The sequence below is a fragment of the Methylobacterium oryzisoli genome, assembly GCF_046557895.1.
GTDB lineage: Bacteria > Pseudomonadota > Alphaproteobacteria > Rhizobiales > Beijerinckiaceae > Methylobacterium > Methylobacterium oryzisoli.
In genome coordinates this window covers 248446-264759 of the sequence record NZ_JBKIBX010000003.1, presented here as the reverse complement: position 1 = coordinate 264759, position 16314 = coordinate 248446, and the positions used below count along the sequence as shown (strand labels likewise).

General features: G+C 71.2%; 11 protein-coding genes. 5 read left to right on the top strand and 6 right to left on the bottom strand.

Features of this window, described 5'->3' with window-relative positions:
• Positions 1 to 150: 150 nt before the first annotated feature.
• Positions 151 to 1365 carry a glycosyltransferase family 4 protein gene (locus ACKUB9_RS05485; RefSeq protein WP_407520071.1) on the bottom strand — a complete coding sequence of 405 codons (1215 nt, stop codon included), beginning with the start codon at positions 1363 to 1365 and terminating at the stop codon, positions 151 to 153.
• A gap of 62 nt (positions 1366 to 1427) precedes the next feature.
• Positions 1428 to 2414, bottom strand: a complete 987-nt coding sequence (locus tag ACKUB9_RS05480) for an NAD-dependent epimerase/dehydratase family protein (protein WP_407520070.1) — start codon at positions 2412 to 2414, stop codon at positions 1428 to 1430.
• Between the two features lie 425 nt (positions 2415 to 2839).
• On the opposite strand from ACKUB9_RS05480, the gene ACKUB9_RS05475 reads away from it, so the two are divergent.
• The 5 genes from ACKUB9_RS05475 to ACKUB9_RS05455 all read left to right on the top strand — a co-directional run bounded on the left by ACKUB9_RS05475 (position 2840) and on the right by ACKUB9_RS05455 (position 10355).
• Positions 2840 to 3946, top strand: a complete 1107-nt coding sequence (locus ACKUB9_RS05475) for a glycosyltransferase family 2 protein (protein WP_407520069.1) — start codon at positions 2840 to 2842, stop codon at positions 3944 to 3946.
• A 143-nt stretch (positions 3947 to 4089) separates the two neighbouring features.
• Entirely contained in the window at positions 4090 to 5568 is a 1479-nt protein-coding gene (locus ACKUB9_RS05470) for a right-handed parallel beta-helix repeat-containing protein (RefSeq protein ID WP_407520068.1), read from the top strand.
• Positions 5569 to 6519: 951 nt separating this feature from the next.
• On the top strand, positions 6520 to 7473 hold the full coding sequence (locus ACKUB9_RS05465) for a right-handed parallel beta-helix repeat-containing protein (protein ID WP_410825769.1): 954 nt from the start codon (positions 6520 to 6522) through the stop codon (positions 7471 to 7473).
• A gap of 223 nt (positions 7474 to 7696) precedes the next feature.
• Positions 7697 to 9352 carry a GMC oxidoreductase gene (locus ACKUB9_RS05460; RefSeq protein ID WP_407520066.1) on the top strand — a complete coding sequence of 552 codons (1656 nt, stop codon included), beginning with the start codon at positions 7697 to 7699 and terminating at the stop codon, positions 9350 to 9352.
• A complete protein-coding gene (locus ACKUB9_RS05455) occupies positions 9345 to 10355 on the top strand; it encodes an NAD-dependent epimerase/dehydratase family protein (RefSeq protein ID WP_407520065.1) in 1011 nt (336 codons plus the stop codon). Before ACKUB9_RS05460 ends, ACKUB9_RS05455 begins: the two co-directional genes overlap by 8 nt.
• A 509-nt stretch (positions 10356 to 10864) precedes the next feature.
• On the opposite strand, the gene ACKUB9_RS05450 is transcribed toward ACKUB9_RS05455, so the two are convergent.
• The 4 genes from ACKUB9_RS05450 to ACKUB9_RS05435 all read right to left on the bottom strand — a co-directional run bounded on the left by ACKUB9_RS05450 (position 10865) and on the right by ACKUB9_RS05435 (position 15872).
• The gene (locus ACKUB9_RS05450; protein ID WP_407520064.1) at positions 10865 to 11593 is read right to left on the bottom strand and encodes a Crp/Fnr family transcriptional regulator; all 729 of its coding nucleotides are present in this window, start codon (positions 11591 to 11593) and stop codon (positions 10865 to 10867) included.
• 107 nt (positions 11594 to 11700) lie between these two features.
• The gene (locus ACKUB9_RS05445; protein WP_407520063.1) at positions 11701 to 12969 is read right to left on the bottom strand and encodes a glycosyltransferase family 4 protein; all 1269 of its coding nucleotides are present in this window, start codon (positions 12967 to 12969) and stop codon (positions 11701 to 11703) included.
• A gap of 105 nt (positions 12970 to 13074) precedes the next feature.
• Positions 13075 to 14484, bottom strand: a complete 1410-nt coding sequence (locus tag ACKUB9_RS05440; RefSeq protein ID WP_407520062.1) for a mannose-1-phosphate guanylyltransferase/mannose-6-phosphate isomerase — start codon at positions 14482 to 14484, stop codon at positions 13075 to 13077.
• A gap of 134 nt (positions 14485 to 14618) precedes the next feature.
• A complete protein-coding gene (locus tag ACKUB9_RS05435) occupies positions 14619 to 15872 on the bottom strand; it encodes a polysaccharide biosynthesis/export family protein (protein ID WP_407520061.1) in 1254 nt (417 codons plus the stop codon).
• Positions 15873 to 16314 lie beyond the last annotated feature (442 nt).

Here is a 16314-nt window from a genome sequence, read left to right as displayed (position 1 = left end):
GGGCAGCCGTGCTTGGCCCGGGGCGGGGCCGGGCAGCGCGAGGGCCGACCACGGCAGCGGCGAACGGCCGACACCCGGATCCGTGGGGATCCGGGTGTCGGCCGTGTCCGGAAGGGTCTGGGCGGTGCCGGCTCGCGGGCGGCGGCGCGATCAGACGACGCGCGCCAAGCCGCTCCACGGCGTGGCGTAGAGGTCCCGCAGCCGGCGCGCCGAGCGCGTCCAGTCGCCGATCTCGATCGCCATGCCGTGCGCGGCGCGCGACAGCCGCACCCACTCCTCGGGCGTCACCCGCGCGGCGGCCCCCAGCGCCTCGGCGATGCCCGCCGGCGAGAGATCCCCGATCACGAAGCCGGCGCCGAAGCGCTCCACCGCCTCGCCGAGGCCGGTGGCCCGCGACACGATCAGCGGCAGGCCGTTCAGCGCCGCCTCCAGGGCGCCGACCGGCTGGCCGTCGAAGCGCGAGGATTGCACGAAGAAGTCCCAGCCGCGCAGGGTGCGGATCTTGTCCTCCCCGAAGGCCGGACCGCCCACCGTGGCCGTGTCGGCGACCCCCTGGCGGGCCGCGAGCGTGCGCAGCTCGTCCGCCTCCGTGCCGGCCGGCCCGATCCCGGCGAGCGCGAGGCGCCCGGGGCCGCCCGCGCCGCTGTGGCGGGCGAACCCCTCGATGAGGAGGTCGAGCCCCTTGTGCCAGATCGCGTAGCGCCCGCAGAAGCCGAAGGTCGGGTAGGACGCGGAGCCGCGCAGGCGGGCCGGCCAGGCCGGCCGCTCGTCGAAGGCGCTCGAATAGCTCGCATTCTCGACGATCACCACGCGCGCCCGGGGGGCGATCCTGCGGATGGTCGCCGCCTCCTGGGTCGTCAGGGCGTGGACGAAGGCCGCGTTCTCCAGGAAGCGCCGCTCGAACACCGAGAGGTAGAGCGAGACCGTGGGCCGGACCGGCCGCAGGGCCTCGTCGTACACGTGGGCGTAGCGCCCGTGGATGGTCACGACGTAGCGCACGCCGCGGCGCATCAGCTCGCGCCCGATCATCGGCAGCACCGGGCGGCGCCCGCCGTGGACGTGGACGATGGTGTCCGGCCCGGTGCCGTCGAGGAGCGCGTCGCGCACGCCGGGCGCCGCCTGGACCACGTGGCCGAACAGGCGGTGCCCGTCCAGGCGCAGCGGCTGGACCGGGGCGGCCCATTGCTGCGCGAGGTCGAGCCCCGCCCCGGTCCGGTGCAGCAGCACGATCCGGGCCGCGTCGCCCATCCGCACCTGCTCGCGGGCGAGCCGGTTGGCGACGTGGTGGACGCCGTTGGTGCGCGAGTCCTCGGCCTCCTCGAACACGAGGTGGCGGATGTCGAGCGGCATCGCGTCTGCGACCATCGGGCGTCGGGCTCCAGCGGCGGGGGTGGACCGGCGGCGCATCGCTGCGCCGCCGTATCGGCTCATTCGGCGGCGGCGAGCACGCCCTCGTCCTGAGACCGGCCGAGTTCGCCCTCGATCCAGCGGTAGGTCGGCACGAGGCCCTCGCGGATCATGATCCGCGGCTCCCAGCCCAGCACCTGCCGGATCAGCGTGTTGTCGCTGTTGCGCCCGCGCACGCCCTGCGGCTTCGTGGTGTCGTGGCGCTTGGTCACCCGCTTGCCGGAGATCTCGGAGGCGATGTCGACGAGCTCGTTGATGCTGATCATCTCGTCGGTGCCGAGATTGAGCGGCGCGGTGTAGTCGGACTGCATCAGGCGGAAGAGCCCCTCGACGCAATCGTCGATGTACATGAACGAGCGCGTCTGCAGGCCGTCGCCCCAGACCTCGACCTCGCCGCCATTCGGGCACAGCGCCACCTTGCGGCAGATCGCGGCCGGCGCCTTCTCGCGGCCGCCCTTGTAGGTGCCGAGCGGGCCGTAGACGTTGTGGAACCGCACCACGCGGGTCGGGATCTGCCAATCCTCCGTCATGTACTGGCAGAGCTTCTCCATGTAGATTTTCTCCAGCCCGTACCCCTCCTCGGGGAAGGCCGGCCACGCCATGTCCTCGCTGAGCGGGGTCACGTCCGGCGAGGTCTGCAGGTTGGTCGGGTAGATGCAGGCCGAGGACGAGAACAGGAAGCGCCCGACGCGGCAGTCCCGGGCCGCCTTGGCCATGTGCGCGCTGATCAGCGTGTTGTTGAGCGTGATCTCCGCGTGGGAGCCGCTGATGAAGCCGATCCCGCCCATGTCGGCGGCGAGGTGGTAGACCTCCTCCATCCCCTGGGTGACGGCTTGGCAGGTGTCGTGGAGACGCAGGTCGCCCCGGATGAACTCGTGCGCCGCCGTCGCCGCGTATTCGGGATCCTTGAGATCGACGGCCCGAACCCAGTAGCCGCGTCCCACGAGGAAATTGACCAAGTGGTGTCCGATAAATCCGCCGGCACCGGTGACGAGAACAGTCTTCATGACGGTCGGTCCTCTCCTGCATTGCAGCACAGGACGTTCGTGACATAAGCATCGTCGATCGCGCCATTTCGCATGCGGGTTACGACCGAATCGACCGGGTCTCCTCCTCTTGCGGCGGCGCCACGGCGCGAGGCGCGGCGCAGATTGGTCACGCGCGGTGGGGCCTCATCGGCCGGCCCGGTCCAGGCCTGCGCGCGCGTCCGGACCCGCCGGGCGCCACGGAGGTCCCCGGCAGGGCCGCCCCACCGGCCTCTTTCGTCGTAATCCCTTTCCGTCCGCGCCCCCGCGACAGCTTTCTGGAAAGATGGCGCATGATCTCAATGGCCCGCCAAGCCTCCCGGATCGCAGCGGTGACCAGTCCGGCGGCGGCCACGATGCAGGAACAGGAGGCTCGGCACGGCCGCACCGGGCGGGTCTGATCGACGATGTGGCGCCCTATACTTGCCATGCCGGCGAGTCCGGGGCGTCGAGCGTGCGTCGGAGCCCGGCCCTGCCTGTCGGCCCACCGGGCGCCGATGGAGCCTGGCGGCGGGCGCAGCGGCACGCTCCCGCACCGGGCCGGGCAGTCACGTCAGGGACGATCTCTCCGACAGAGGGAAATCGACATGTCGGTATCAGTCATTATGTCGGCCTATAATCGGGAGAGATACGTAGAAGAATCGGTCGAAAGTGTGCTGGCACAGACCTACGACGATTTCGAACTGATCATCATCGACGATGCGTCCCGCGACGGCACGCCCGCCATCCTCGACCGCATCGCCGCCCGGGATGCCCGGGTGCGGGTCGTTCACCAGCCGCAGAACAAGGGCTTGGCGCCCGGGCGGAACCTCGCCCTGTCCCTGGCCCGGTACGACCTCGTCGCCTGCATGGACGACGACGACATCATGCTGCCGACCCGGCTCGCGCGGCAGGTCGGCTTCATGCGCGAGCATCCCGAGGTGAGCGTGATCACCTCCGCGGCCTACCTCATCGACGAGTTCGGCGAGACCATCGGTGTCAGCGTCCCGCGGGTCGACAGCGAGCGGGGCCGCCGGGAGCACGACCCGTCGCTCTTCCTCGAACTGATCCATCCCACCGTCATGTTCCGGAAGCGCGACGTGCTCGCGGTCGGAGGCTACCGGGACGTGCCGCTGGAGGACCGGGACCTCTGGGGCCGGATGGTGACCTCGGGCTACCGGATCTCCGTCCTGCCCGACTTCGTCATGCGTCATCGGCGGCACAGCAGCCTGATGACGAGCAACCTGCGGCGGCTGTTCGAGTTCGGCGAGTACGTCGACTTCAACGTCCTGCGGCGGCTGCGGGGAGAACAGGAAGTCTCCCTGGACGCCTTCCGGGCCATCATGGAGGCCCAGCCCGCGATGCAGCGGCTCGCCCGCAAGAAGAAGAACAAGGCCGGGATCGCCTTCCGGAAATCGACGCTGTACTTCAGCAAGCGCCGATGGGCGCCGTTCCTCTATCATCTCGCCACGGCCCTCGCGCTCGAACCGAGCTATTACACGCGACGAATCCTGCGCAAGCGCGCCGGCGTCTGACGCGGCCGATGCCTGGACCTGGAGCATCGTCCGACGGAGCGGTCACCGGTTCGTCGCAGAAAATGCCAATATATCAAAGGTTTGGAGCAGGATCCGATCGCCGCGCGATCGGATCCTGCTTGAGCGTGGAGAGGGGCGCGATCATGTTGCTGCCGCACCGTTGGGCGCTGACGCTGGCGCTCCTGCTCGCATCGACCGGCGCCCGCGGGTTCGACGGGGGACCCGCCGCGCCCGGACGGCCGGCCTGTCCGGCGGGCGCGATCCGGGTGGCGCCCGGCGCCTCGATCCAGGATGCGGTGACGCGCGCCGGGCACGGCGCGAGCTTCTGCCTCGGCGCCGGCATCCACCGGGCCCAGGTCGTGACGCCCCTCAACGGGCAGTCGTTCTTCGGCGAGACGGGCGCGGTGCTCGACGGGTCGCGCCGCATCACCGAATTCGCCCGCCTCGGCCGCTTCTGGGTCGCGGGCGGCCAGCCCGCGCCGCTCCAAGTGCTGGGCGAGTGCATGGCCGGCCGGCCCTGCACCCACCGGGCGGGGCTTTTTCTGGACGGCGTGCCGCTGCGGCAGGTGGCGAATCCGGCCGAGATGGGACCCGGCACCTTCCTGTTCGATCCGGCGGCCGGCACCCTGTCCCTGGCCGTGGATCCGGCGGGGCGCGTGGTCGAATCGGCGCGCGCCGCCGTCGCCTTCACCGGCCCGGCCGAGGGCGTGCGCATCAGCGGCCTCACCATCGAAAAATACAACAGCCTGCCGCAGCACGGCGTGATCCAGGGTGCGGCGGGACGCGACTGGCAGGTCACGCATTGCGAGGTGCGCTTCAACAGCGGGGCCGGCATCGTCGTCAGCCCGGGCGGAAGCCTCTCGGCGAGCGACATCCACCACAACGGCCAGCTCGGCGTCGGCGGGACCGGGGCGGATTTCCAGATCGTCGGCAACCGGATCTGGGCCAACAACACCCACGGCTACAACCCCGATTGGGAGGCCGGCGGCGTCAAGCTCGCGGTCGCCCGCAACGTCGTGCTGCGCGCCAACCACGTCTACGAGAACGGCGGGTCGGGCCTCTGGTGCGACATCGACTGCAACCGGATCCTGTTCGAGGGCAACGTCGTCGAACGCAACACGCATTCGGGGATCGCCTTCGAGATCTCGCGCGGGGCGACGATCCGCAACAACGTCCTGCGCCGGAACGGCGCCGGCCCCCGCAGCTGGGTCTGGGGCGCCGAGATCACGGTGGCCAGTTCGGCGGAGGTCGAGGTCGTCGGCAACGACATCACGGTGGCGCCCGGCGGCCACGGCGTCATCCTGGTCGACCAGGGCCGCCCGACGGCGCGCGGCGACGGCTACTACGCGACCCGCGCCAACACCGTGCACGACAACAGGACGACGTTCGATGCGGCCGGGCGCGCGGGCGGCACCTCGGATGTCCAGCCGGGCGAGCCGATGGCCGGCATCATCCAGTCGGGCGGCAACCGCTTCGACCGCAACACCTACGTCTACCGGCCGGGTCACGTGCCCCTGTTCCTGTGGGGGCCGGAGATGTCCTTCGAGACCTTCCGGAAGGCGGGCCAGGAGACCGACGGGCGTCTGCAGCAGATCGAGGCCGGTGCGACAACCGGCCAGTGATTCGGCCTCCGGGCGTCCGCCAGCCCGGCAGTCCCGTGCCGCCGCCGCGCCGGCAGCTCCCGATGCTGCGGATGACCCCGCTGCCATAGGTGCCGCTTCGCGTGCCCGCATGCGCTGCCAGCACAGGCAAGTCAACTAAAAGCAATTGTTAGAATGCCTCATTGTCGCCCCATTTGGGCATTTCAGCTTAACCACATGATTTGAACAAAACACCGGCGAATACGCTCGGATGTGTACGAGTTCGTACACATTCTATGAGTTTGTACTAGTAAGTACAGTATCGGCTGCCCCGTCCTGGGTGCCTCGCCCGCCCGCCTCATCGAGTTCGACGCGACGCCTTCTCCCCTGCGGGAGAACGCGTGTCGGAACGCCGTGCGCCGAGCACGGATCAGCGCCCGGCTGCCTGCGGCGGCCGGGACGACCGCCCGCGGCCGGCCGGCCGGGGCTCATCGACATACTCAGGAGATACGATGCGGTTTACGCCTCGCGACAACACGAATGCGCTCGACGGATTCTGGGACGACCTGAGAAGCCGCTGGGACGGCTCCGGCCGCGGCTCTCGGCAGTGGGACGGTGATTCGTCCGACACACCGACCACCGATGAGGACGCCGCTGTGCCGGCGATCGGTTCCGGCACGGCCGCGACCGATCCCGCATCGACGGCAGAGACGGAGATCGAGACGACGGTGTCCGCCGACGCGGTGATCGCAGAGGACCTCATCACCGACGACAGCGCCGACGACCTCAGCGCGGACGCCGCCATCGGCGAGGACACCGCCGCGGAGGATGCCCCGGCGGTGATCGTCGACCCTGAGGCTCAGGAGGCCACCGACCCGCTGCCGGCGGCGCCGCAGGGCGCGGCGGCCTCCTCCGCCTCCCTCACCCGCTACGACGGGACGCTCTACGCCAACAGCGGCNCTGTCCCCTTCATAGCCCGCAGAGGAGCAGATCATGGCTAGTTCTCCGATCCCGCTCACCCGTTACAACGGGACGATCTACGCGAAGAGCGGTGACGTCATCGAGAACCTCGACATCTACACCGATGGCGTGGGCATCGAACTCGAAGACGACGACAACGTCACCATCCGCAACGTCCGCATCCACTACAACGGCGCCAATCAGGGCAGCGCCGGCATCGACGCGGTCGGCGCCGACGGCCTGACGATCCAGGGCGTGGAAGTGATCAATGCCGGCGCACCGGCCTCCGGCCCCAACAGCGATGGCGGCGAGTTCGGCGTCAGCCTGTTCAGCAGTCCGGGTGCCAGCGTCAACGGCGTCACCGTGCGCGACGCCTCGACCGGCGTCTACCTGCAGGAATCGCCCAACGCCACTCTGGAGGGGATCGAGGGCTACAACATGCGCGGGCCCTTCCCGCGCGGCCAGCTGGTGCAGTTCAACCGCTCCGGCGACAGCAGCCTCAACAACTTCTCGGTCTTCAACGACCTCGACACGGCCTGGACCGAGGACAACATCCACATCGGCGAGGGCAGCGACGGGATCACGGTCACCAACGGCCTCATCGACGGCAACAACTCGCCGAGCGGCGTCGGCGTGATGCTGGAGGGCGCCCAGAACACCGTCGTCCGGAACGTCGACGTCGTCCACATGGGCAACGGCGCCTTCACGGATATCGGCAGCAACAACCTCTTCGACGATGTGCGCTCGTTCGACAACTTCGCCGACAGCCAAGCCGGCCGCGGCACGCCGATGTCGGGCTCGTTGATCTTCGGGCTGGCGGACGACACCACCATCACCAACGGCGCCTACCAGAACCCGGCCAACCCTGAGAACGTCGTGTACGGCGGCGGCATTCAGGACGACGCGTTCGGCGGCACCTACCAGGCCACCGAGATCAGCGGCCAGTCGCCGATGGCCGGGTGGCACAACACCTTCTCCTGGTCCTGACCGGGAGCCTCCTGGTCCTGACCGGGAGCCCGCGCGCCTGACGCGCGGCGCTTCAGCGGCCGCCGCCCTGCGGCGGCCGCGCCCGCATCCGAACACCCATGGAGGTAATCCTTCGGCGCCACTGGAAGCTCATCTCCATTGCTGTACTCCTGACGTGCTGGAACGACAGGGCGCGCCCGGCCGCTCGTCATTGCAGCAATCAGGCCGGGATTGGAGGTTTCCTTTGCCGAAAGCGAATCTTCATGAGATCGCGCCTGAGACCGAACTGGCCTGCGACGTCTGCATCGTCGGGAGCGGGCCGGCGGGCGCCACGATCGCGCGGGAATTGTCGCGCAGTGCGCTGAGCGTCATCCTGCTGGAGAGCGGCGGAGACGAGCGGCAGCCCGCCGTCGACGCACTGAACGAGATCGAGAACATCGGCCGGCCTCGCGAGAGCGACCAATGGCTGGTGCGCAACCGGATCCTCGGGGGCAGCTCCCACACCTGGGCGGGCCGTTGCGCGCCGTTCGATCCGATCGACTACGAGGTGCGCGACTGGGTTCCCGATTCGGGCTGGCCCCTCACGCACGATCAGCTGCAGCCCTACCTCGTCAGAACGGCTCCGTATGTCGGCCTCGGCATCGGGGCGGACTATTCGGACGACCGCTTCTGGGCGGCCGCGCGCCGCCCGGTGCCCCAGCCCCCGCTGAACGAGGACCTGCTGACGCCGTTCTTCTGGCAGTACAGCAAGGACGCCATCAACCGGTTCGACCTGATGCGGTGGGGGCCCGACCTGCTGGCCCACCTGCCCGACACCGTCCGGCTGCTCACCAACGCCACGCTCGTCCGGCTCCAGCTCGACCGCTCCGGCCGCAAGGTCCGGTCGGCCGAGGTCGCGGCGCGCGACGGCTCCCGCCGCACGGTCACGGCGCGCTCCTTCGTGCTGTGCGCGGGCGGCATCGAGAACGCCCGGCTGCTGCTCTGCTCGAACGACGTCGAGCCATGCGGGATCGGCAACCGGCGGGACTTGGTCGGCCGCTACCTGATGGATCATCCCCGCGGCATCCTGGCCCATTTCGACCCCGCGGCCTCGACGGAGATCCGGCGGCGATTCGGCCTCCATCACGTGAGCTTCGGGCCGCACAGCTACCGGTTCCGGCACGGGTTCCGGCTGAGCCCGGAGATCCAGCGGCGCGAGCAGCTCCTCAACTGCGCGGCGTGGCTGGACGAGGAGGTGATGCCCGACGATCCCTGGAGAGCCCTGAACGGCCTGCTCCGCGGCGGATCGCGCACCATGAAGGACGTCCGCGCCGTGCTGGCGAACGCCGACGTGCTGATCAAGGGCGCGGCGGATCTCGCCTTTCGCAAGCGCGGGCTGACGCGCCGGCTGCAGGCGCTCCACCTCGTCGGCATGACCGAGCAGGTTCCCGATCGGGAGAGCCGAATCACCCTGTCGGACCGGACCGACCGCCTGGGCCTGCCGCTCTCGCGGATCGACTGGCGGGTCGACGAGAACGAGGAGCGCAGCCTGCGGCGCCTCGCGCGCCTCGTCGCCGCCGAGGTCGCCCGCATGGGCTACCCGGCGCCGCGCCTCGACGCGTGGGTGGAGCGGAACGAGGGCTTCCCGTCCACCTTCCGCGACGTCGCCCATCCGACCGGAACGACGCGCATGGCGGACGACCCCGCCCGGGGCGTCGTCGATGCGCGATGCCAAGTGCACGACGTGGACGGGCTTTTCGTCGCCGGCAGTTCGGTGTTTCCGACCGCCGGTCACGCGAACCCGACGCAGATGATCGTCGCGCTGGCGATCAGGACGGCCGATACCTTGAAGGAGCGGCATCGCGCCGCCGCTCCGGCCGGCCGCCACGACCTTCCGGCCCGCGAGGTGGCTCATGTCTGAACGCGTTGGCGAGGCCGCGCCGGGACCGGTCCTGGTGACCGGAGCCTCCGGCAAGATCGGCCGATTCGTGGTCGAGGAACTCGTGCAGCGGGGCTACCGGGTCCGCGCGCTCACCTCCCGGAACCGCGATCCCGAGGGGGCGCCCGAGGGCGTCGAGTGGCGCACCAAGGACTTCATGCAATCGCTCGATCTCGACGAGGAGGTGGCGGGCTGCGCGGCGGTGATCCACCTCGCCGCCGAGATCGCCGACACGTCCCGGATGCAGCGGGTGAACGTCGAGGCCACGCGGGCGCTGGCCGAGGCGAGCGAGCGGGCGGGCGTCAAGGTGTTCTGCCACACCAGCACCGTCTCCGTGTACGGGAGCAGCGTGTCGCGCCTCGTGACGGAGGACAGCCCGACGCTGACCGCCCACAAGGACGTCAGGCCGGAATACATCGCGCCCGAGTTCCTGCGCACCTACGGCCGCACCAAGCTGCTCGGGGAGGCCGCCTTGCGCGGCGAGGCGCGGTCGGTCCGCTACGTCATCGCCCGCCCGACCGTCGTCATCGACGTCGAGGACATCGTCAGGCTGGGGCAGCTCGGCACGCTCCGCAAATCGCTGATCGCCCGCCGCCACGCCCACCACATCGGCATCAGGGACGTCGCTCACGCCCTCGTCTGGCTGATGGAGCGCGGGCTGAGCGGCAGCGGGGCGCCGGGCGAGGTGGCGGTCTACAACATCGCCGAGGACGAGTTCCCGGACAGCTCCTACGAGATGATCTTCCGGAAGCTCTACGCGAGCACCTCGCAGGGCGCGTTCCAGATGCGGCCGGCGCCGGGCGTCGTGGATCGTCTCACGAACGCGATGCGGCTCGGCGTCCTTCCGGTGCGGTACTCGTTCGGACAGATGCAGTTCTCGGCCGACAAGCTGAAGCGCGAGGGCTACCGCATCCAGTTCGGCCTCGCGAGCGTCTACGGGCAGGCCATCCGCGAGATCATGGCCGGCGCGGCGTCGCGGCACTGAGACGCCTCTCGCCCGGACGAGCGCGGGATCCCCTCTCCCGTGCGGGAGAGGGGTAGGCGATCGAAGATCGCGCGTGAGGGTTCCGGGAGGGTGCCGCAAGGACCCGGAACGCTGCCGCGACCAGCACTGAGGCTGTTTGCTGGTCCTGACCCGTTCCGCTCCCCTCACCACCGTTTCAGTTTCACTGCGGCACCCTCCCGGGACCCTCATGCGGGATCTCTGATCCCGTGCGGGATCTTCGATCCCCATGCCCTTCTCCCGCACGGGAGAAGGGTTCCCCGCGCTTCGTTCGGCGAGGGGGTGTGGTTTGCACGGCGTCCGCGGGAGCCGCGCTCGATGGACGGAGCGCCGTCATCACCGGCCGGCGCGCCAGGCCGAGCCTCGAGCGCATCGCCGCGACGCTGCCGCGCGACCGATTCTCCTGGACCATCCGCGATCCGGGCGTGACGGTCGCCGCACGACGGCATGGCCGTGTTCAACCGTCGTGCACCGCGGGCCGGCAGCCGGGTTCAGGCGAAGGGGCCGATCAGCCGGCGGTACTCGGCCTCGGCGGTGCCGTAGCTCTCGCCCGCCGCCGCCACGATCTTGGCCCGGTCGATCAGCGTGATCCGCCCGCGGCTCGTGGCGATGGCGTCCTCGCGCTCCAAGTTGCGCAGGGCCGCCGTGATGCCGGGCCGGTGCGTGCCGAGGATCAGCGCCAGCGTCTCGTGGGTCATCGCCAGTTCGTTCTCGTCCAGCCGGTCGGTCGCCTGGAGCAGCCAGAGCGCCAAGCGCTCCTCGAGCTTGTTGCGGCGCAGCGCCAGGGCGGCCTGGCCCGTCCAGATCATCGTCACCTGGACGTAGCGCATCAGGATCTCGTGCAGGAGGGGGCTCTGGCCGAGCAGGTGGTGCAGCGCCCCCGCCCCGATGCGGAGCGCGCTGCCCGGCGCGCGCACCCGCACGTCGTGCGGCGTGCTCTCGACCCCGAGCACCAGCGCGGTGCACACCATCCCCTCCCGTCCGACCACGAGCGTGTCGAGCACGCCGCGTCCGCCCACGTTGAGGATGACCGAGATCAGCCCGCTCTCCGGGAAGTAGACGTGGCTGATCGGCTCGTTGGCCGTGACGATCCGCTTGCCCACTTCGAGGTCCACCAGCTCGAAGAGGGATCGCATCCGCTCGAAGCTCTCGACGGGCAGCGCCATCAGCAGCCGGTTCCGCACATCGGGCGCCTGCAGGGGGAGAGACCAGGCCAACATCAGCTCCTCACCGGGCATGCGCCGCAGCGCCGTTCGCGATTCTGCCCGCTGGCGGGCCGGCGGCCCGCTCGGGGCCTGCGGGCCTGCGGCCCGGGGGAGGCCGCCGGTCATCCGGGGATGCGCCCGGCCGTCTGCCCGTCGACGGCGAGGCGGGCGCGACCGGCCGCCCCGTCGCGGGCGCGCTCCGCCCGCGCCGCCAGCACGCGCCCGTAGACGCCGAACGCCGTCTCGGCGGCGCCCGCCCAGGAAAACTCGGCCGCGACGCGCGCGCGGGCGCGCTCGCCCATCCGGCGCAGTGCCGCGGGGTCGGCGGCGAGGTCCGCCACCGCCTCCCGCAGGGCCTCCGGATCGCCCGCCGGCACCAGCCGGCCGCAGCTCGCGTCGATCTGGTGCGGGATGCCGCCGACCGCGGAGGCCAGCACGGGCCGCCCGTGCGCCATCGCCTCGAACACCACCAGCGGCAGCGTGTCCGCCAGCGTCGGGAAGACGAACAGGTCGGAGCGCCGCATCAGGGCGCCGACCTCCGCGTCGGACAGCCGCCCGGTCACCACGATCCGCTGGCCGGGCCCGGCCTCCGCGACCGCCCCGGCATAGTCGATCTCCGGCCGCGTCTCGCCGCCCACCACCAGGGTGAAGGGCCGCGCGAGCCCGAGGAAGGCGCGCAGCAGCACCGGCAGGCCCTTGTTGGGCGTGTGGTTGGCCAGGAACATGCAGGTGATCGGCGCGTCCGGCCCGGGCGCGCCGAGCCCGAACCTCTCCCAGACCGCGCGGTCCGCCTCGGGCGAGGCGGGGGGCGGCGCGTCGACCCCGTTGGGCACGACGTCGATCGTCTCGCCCCGGAAGCCCATGCCCCGGACGATCTCGAAATCCGCCGGCGACAGGGCCATGATCGCGTCGGCGCCCCGCACCGCGTCGGCGACCGGCGCCTGGACGAGGTGCCGCCACGCGGCCCGCCGCAGCGCCCCGAAGCCGTAGATCTCCGTGCCGCGCGCGACCTCGTTGAAGCCGTGCGTCGAGATCACGTACGGGATGCCGGCGGCGCGGCAGGCCCGCGCGATCCGCCCCATCTCAAGCCCCGGCATCGGGTTGTGGAGGTGGACGAGGTCGTAGGCTCCCGGCCGGATCGCCCGCGGGATGTCCGAGCGGTAGAACGGCGTGCGGTGGCGCTGGGAGAGGCGCGACCAGGGCAGCCCCGGGGGCAGCCCGGTGCGCACCGGGAGCCAGCGGCAGCCCGGCGGGGCGGCGCCGCCCATCATGTTGGCCACCGTCATCGTGCAATGCGCCGACAGGGCGGCGCTCAGCGCCATGCCGGCCCGCGCCCCTCCGCTGACCGAGAGGTGGGGCGGCACCACGATGGCGGAGAGGACGCGGGTCATGGGGGTCTCCTCAGGGGCGCGCGGACGGCCGCCGTCGCCGGGCGCGCCGGGAGCCGGGGTGGCACTGCGCCGGGCAGTGCCACCCCGGCGGACGAGGCCCGGGGCTCAGACGCGGGCGTAGATGTCCTCGATGCGGACGATGTCGTCCTCGCCGAGGTAGTCGCCGTGCTGCACCTCGATGATCTCGACCGGGGTGTTGCCGAAATTCTCCAGGCGGTGGACCGCCCCGAGCGGGATGTGGGCGTGCTGGTTCGGCCCGAGCTCGTGGATGTCGTCCCCGATCGTCACGCGCGCGTGCCCGGTCACCACCACCCAGTGCTCCGCCCGGTGGCGGTGCTTCTGGAGCGACAGCCGGCCGCTCGGCCGCACGACGATCCGCTTGACCTGGAAGCCCGTCCCGGCGTCGATCACCTCGTACCAGCCCCAGGGGCGGTGGACGCGCGGATGGGCGTCGGCCTGCGGCCGGCCCTGGCTCTGGAGGCTGGCGACGATCTCCTTGACCTCGCCGGCCCGGCGCCGGTCGGCGACGAGGATCGAGTCGGTGCTCGCCACCACCACGATGTCGGACAGGCCGAGCACGGAGGTGAGCGGGCCGTCGCTTGCCACGTAGCAGCCGCGGGCGTCGCGCATCACGACCTCGCCGTGCACCACGTTGCCGTCGGTGTCGCCCGCCCCCAGGCTCCAGAGCGCGTCCCAGCTGCCGACATCGGACCAGCCGCAGGCCATCGGCACCACGGCCGCCCGCGCGGTGTGCTCGAAGACCGCGTAGTCGATCGACTGGCGCCGCGCCCGCGCGAAGGCGCCGGGCTCCAGGCAGACCACGTCGAGGTCGCGCTGGGCCTGCGTCACCGCGCCGTCCACCGCCGCGACCGTCTCCGGATCGTGGCGCTCGTACTCGGCGATGAGCGCGCCGGCCCGGAAGAGGAAGATGCCGGCGTTCCACAGGTAGCCGTCGAGGACGTAGCCGGCCGCCCGCATCGCGTCCGGCTTCTCGGCGAAGCGCGTGACCGCCCAGGCCCCCTCGTCCAGGGCCGCTCCGGGCTGGATGTAGCCGTAGGCGGTGGCCGGATGGGTCGGGGTCACCCCGAAGGTCACGAGGTGGTCCGACAGGGCGGGCGCGAGGCCGGCCGCCACCGCGTCCCGGAACGCGACCTCGTCCTGGATCACGTGGTCGGAGGCGAGCACCAGCACGAGGGTGTCGGGGTCCTCCCGGGCGATCTCGCGGGCACCCGCCAGGATCGCCGGGCCCGAATCGCGCCGGTCGGGCTCGACCAGCACGTCGGCCTTGATGCCGAGCTCCGCGAGCTGCTCCTCGACGAGGTAGCGGTGGAGCGCGTTGGTGACGATCAGGGGGCGCTGCGTGGTGCCGAGGCGGGCCGCCCGCAGGATCGTCTGCTGGAAGGTCGATCGCTCGCCCATGAGGCTCGCGAACTGCTTGGGGAGCGCGGCGCGCGACACCGGCCACAGCCGCGTCCCGTTGCCTCCGCACATGATGAGCGGCCTGATCTCCGTCATGCTGTCCTCCTGCCCGAAGATCGATACGATATTCGGTCCTGGTGTGCGGATATGCTTATGGATTGCCGGCCGGGTGGAAACCGAGATTTGGTGGTAATTCGGTGGTACTTGGGGCGTCGGCCGGCCCGTTTCGCTCAGCGGAGCTCGCGGCCCGCCGCGGCCGTGCTGGTCCGCACGGACTTCTCCTCGGGGTCGCGGCGCACGTCGACGATGTCGCCCGGCAGAAGGGCAGTGCGCTCGTCGGCCTCGATGATCTCGCTGCGGCCGTCTTGGACGCGGGTGACGAAGACCCGGCGGGCCGGTTCGCCCGCCTTGGAGACCACGATGCCGCTGGCCTGCAGCCGCGCCGCCCGGATCTCGCGGGCGCTCGTCAGCTGCGTCTCCGTCTCGGTCAGCCGCGTGGTCGTGTCCTGCAGCTCCGTCAGGATGCGGCGCTGGTAGGCGTCCTTCATCTCCTGCAGCCGCAGGGCGAGGTCGCCGAGGGAGAGGTCGAGCCGCGCGAGATCGGAGGTCAGGCGGGCGATCGAGCCCTTGTTGCGGGCCTCCTCGCGCTGGAACTCGATGCCCTGGTAGCGCCGGGCGAGCCCGCTCGCCATCAGCTTCTCGTAATCCTCCATGTGGGCCTGGATCAGGCGCAGCTGCGTCTCCTCGGCGGTGCGCTGGGCCTGCACGCCGACCATCTCGGCTTCGATGCGGGGCTTCTGCGCCTGGAGCAGCTGGACGGACTGGAGCAGGGCGCCGCGCTGCGCGGTGAGGATCTGGCGCTCCTCCGCGACGAGCGCCTCGGTGCCGGCATCGGCGCCGAGGTCGGCGGGCGGGGTGAAGTTGTCGTCGTTGCGCCGCTGCGCGTCGAGCCGTGCGCGCCGGATGCGGTAGAGCCGCCGGTTGGCTTCGAGCACCCGGACGCGCTCGTCCGCCTGCAGGAAGTCGGTCTGCTGCGCGATCTGCTGCGTCTCCGGCCTGGCGTAGCCGCCCGCCAGCGCCACGCCGCTCAGCACCGTCAGGCCGGGCCGGAAGCCGTAGCTGCCCGGGTTGCGCACGTCGCCGAGGACGAAGATCGGCCGCATCTCGGTGACGCGCAGGCTCACCACCGGCTGCTGCAGGTAGCCCTCGGAGAGCCGGGCGACCACCTGCTTCTGCGCCTCCGGCAGCGTGGAGCCCGAGACCGGGACCTCGCCGATCAGCGGCAGGAAGAGGGCGCCATCGCTGCCGACCGTGAACTCGCCCGACAGTTCCGTCTGGCCGTAGACCGAAAGGGCGACCCGGTCGCCCGGCGCGAGGCGGTAGCCCGCCTCCTGGGCGCTGGGGCGGCCGGTGAGCGCGAGGAGTGCGGCCAGCACCAGCACCGGACGCGCGCGGCGGGAGGTAGGAGGCGGGAGGAGGGCCATGGGACGATCGCTCGCGGTCGACGGCGGGGAGGCCCGATCGGGATCCCTCGGATGGCTGGAATCCTAGCCGCGCCCCGCGGCGGGACGGCAGCGCCCTTCGGACGAGCCGCCCTGCCCCTTCGGACTAGTCGGGTGCTCCGGACGGATCGTCCGGCCCTCCCGGCCCCTCCGGCCGCGAGCGCGCGAAGATCTGTGTACGCTCCCGGACCGTGGCTCGGCCGGTCAGCGCCGACGCCCGCGGATGAGGCCAAGATCTTGACTCGTCCCGATAGGATGACCTCCGGGGCATTTCTTTCGGATTGTCGCTCCACCCGATGCGCCAGTTGTCCGGCGGTGCAGTGCAACGTCATTCTCGGTCTGTGACGGAGGCCTGAACCGTGGGGTGGCTGTTGTCCGGCCTCGGGCCGGGACTTCCGCCCGGCCCCGGTGGGCCACCACAGCA

Coding starts and splice junctions, on each gene's coding strand:
- ACKUB9_RS05435 (WP_407520061.1), bottom strand. CDS start 15,872: ATGGCCCTCCTCCCGCCTCCTACCTCCCGCCGCGCGCGTCCGGTGCTG.
- ACKUB9_RS05445 (WP_407520063.1), bottom strand. CDS start 12,969: ATGACCCGCGTCCTCTCCGCCATCGTGGTGCCGCCCCACCTCTCGGTC.
- ACKUB9_RS05480 (WP_407520070.1), bottom strand. CDS start 2,414: ATGAAGACTGTTCTCGTCACCGGTGCCGGCGGATTTATCGGACACCAC.
- ACKUB9_RS05450 (WP_407520064.1), bottom strand. CDS start 11,593: ATGTTGGCCTGGTCTCTCCCCCTGCAGGCGCCCGATGTGCGGAACCGG.
- ACKUB9_RS05455 (WP_407520065.1), top strand. CDS start 9,345: ATGTCTGAACGCGTTGGCGAGGCCGCGCCGGGACCGGTCCTGGTGACC.
- ACKUB9_RS05485 (WP_407520071.1), bottom strand. CDS start 1,365: ATGGTCGCAGACGCGATGCCGCTCGACATCCGCCACCTCGTGTTCGAG.
- ACKUB9_RS05465 (WP_410825769.1), top strand. CDS start 6,520: ATGGCTAGTTCTCCGATCCCGCTCACCCGTTACAACGGGACGATCTAC.
- ACKUB9_RS05470 (WP_407520068.1), top strand. CDS start 4,090: ATGTTGCTGCCGCACCGTTGGGCGCTGACGCTGGCGCTCCTGCTCGCA.
- ACKUB9_RS05440 (WP_407520062.1), bottom strand. CDS start 14,484: ATGACGGAGATCAGGCCGCTCATCATGTGCGGAGGCAACGGGACGCGG.
- ACKUB9_RS05475 (WP_407520069.1), top strand. CDS start 2,840: ATGTGGCGCCCTATACTTGCCATGCCGGCGAGTCCGGGGCGTCGAGCG.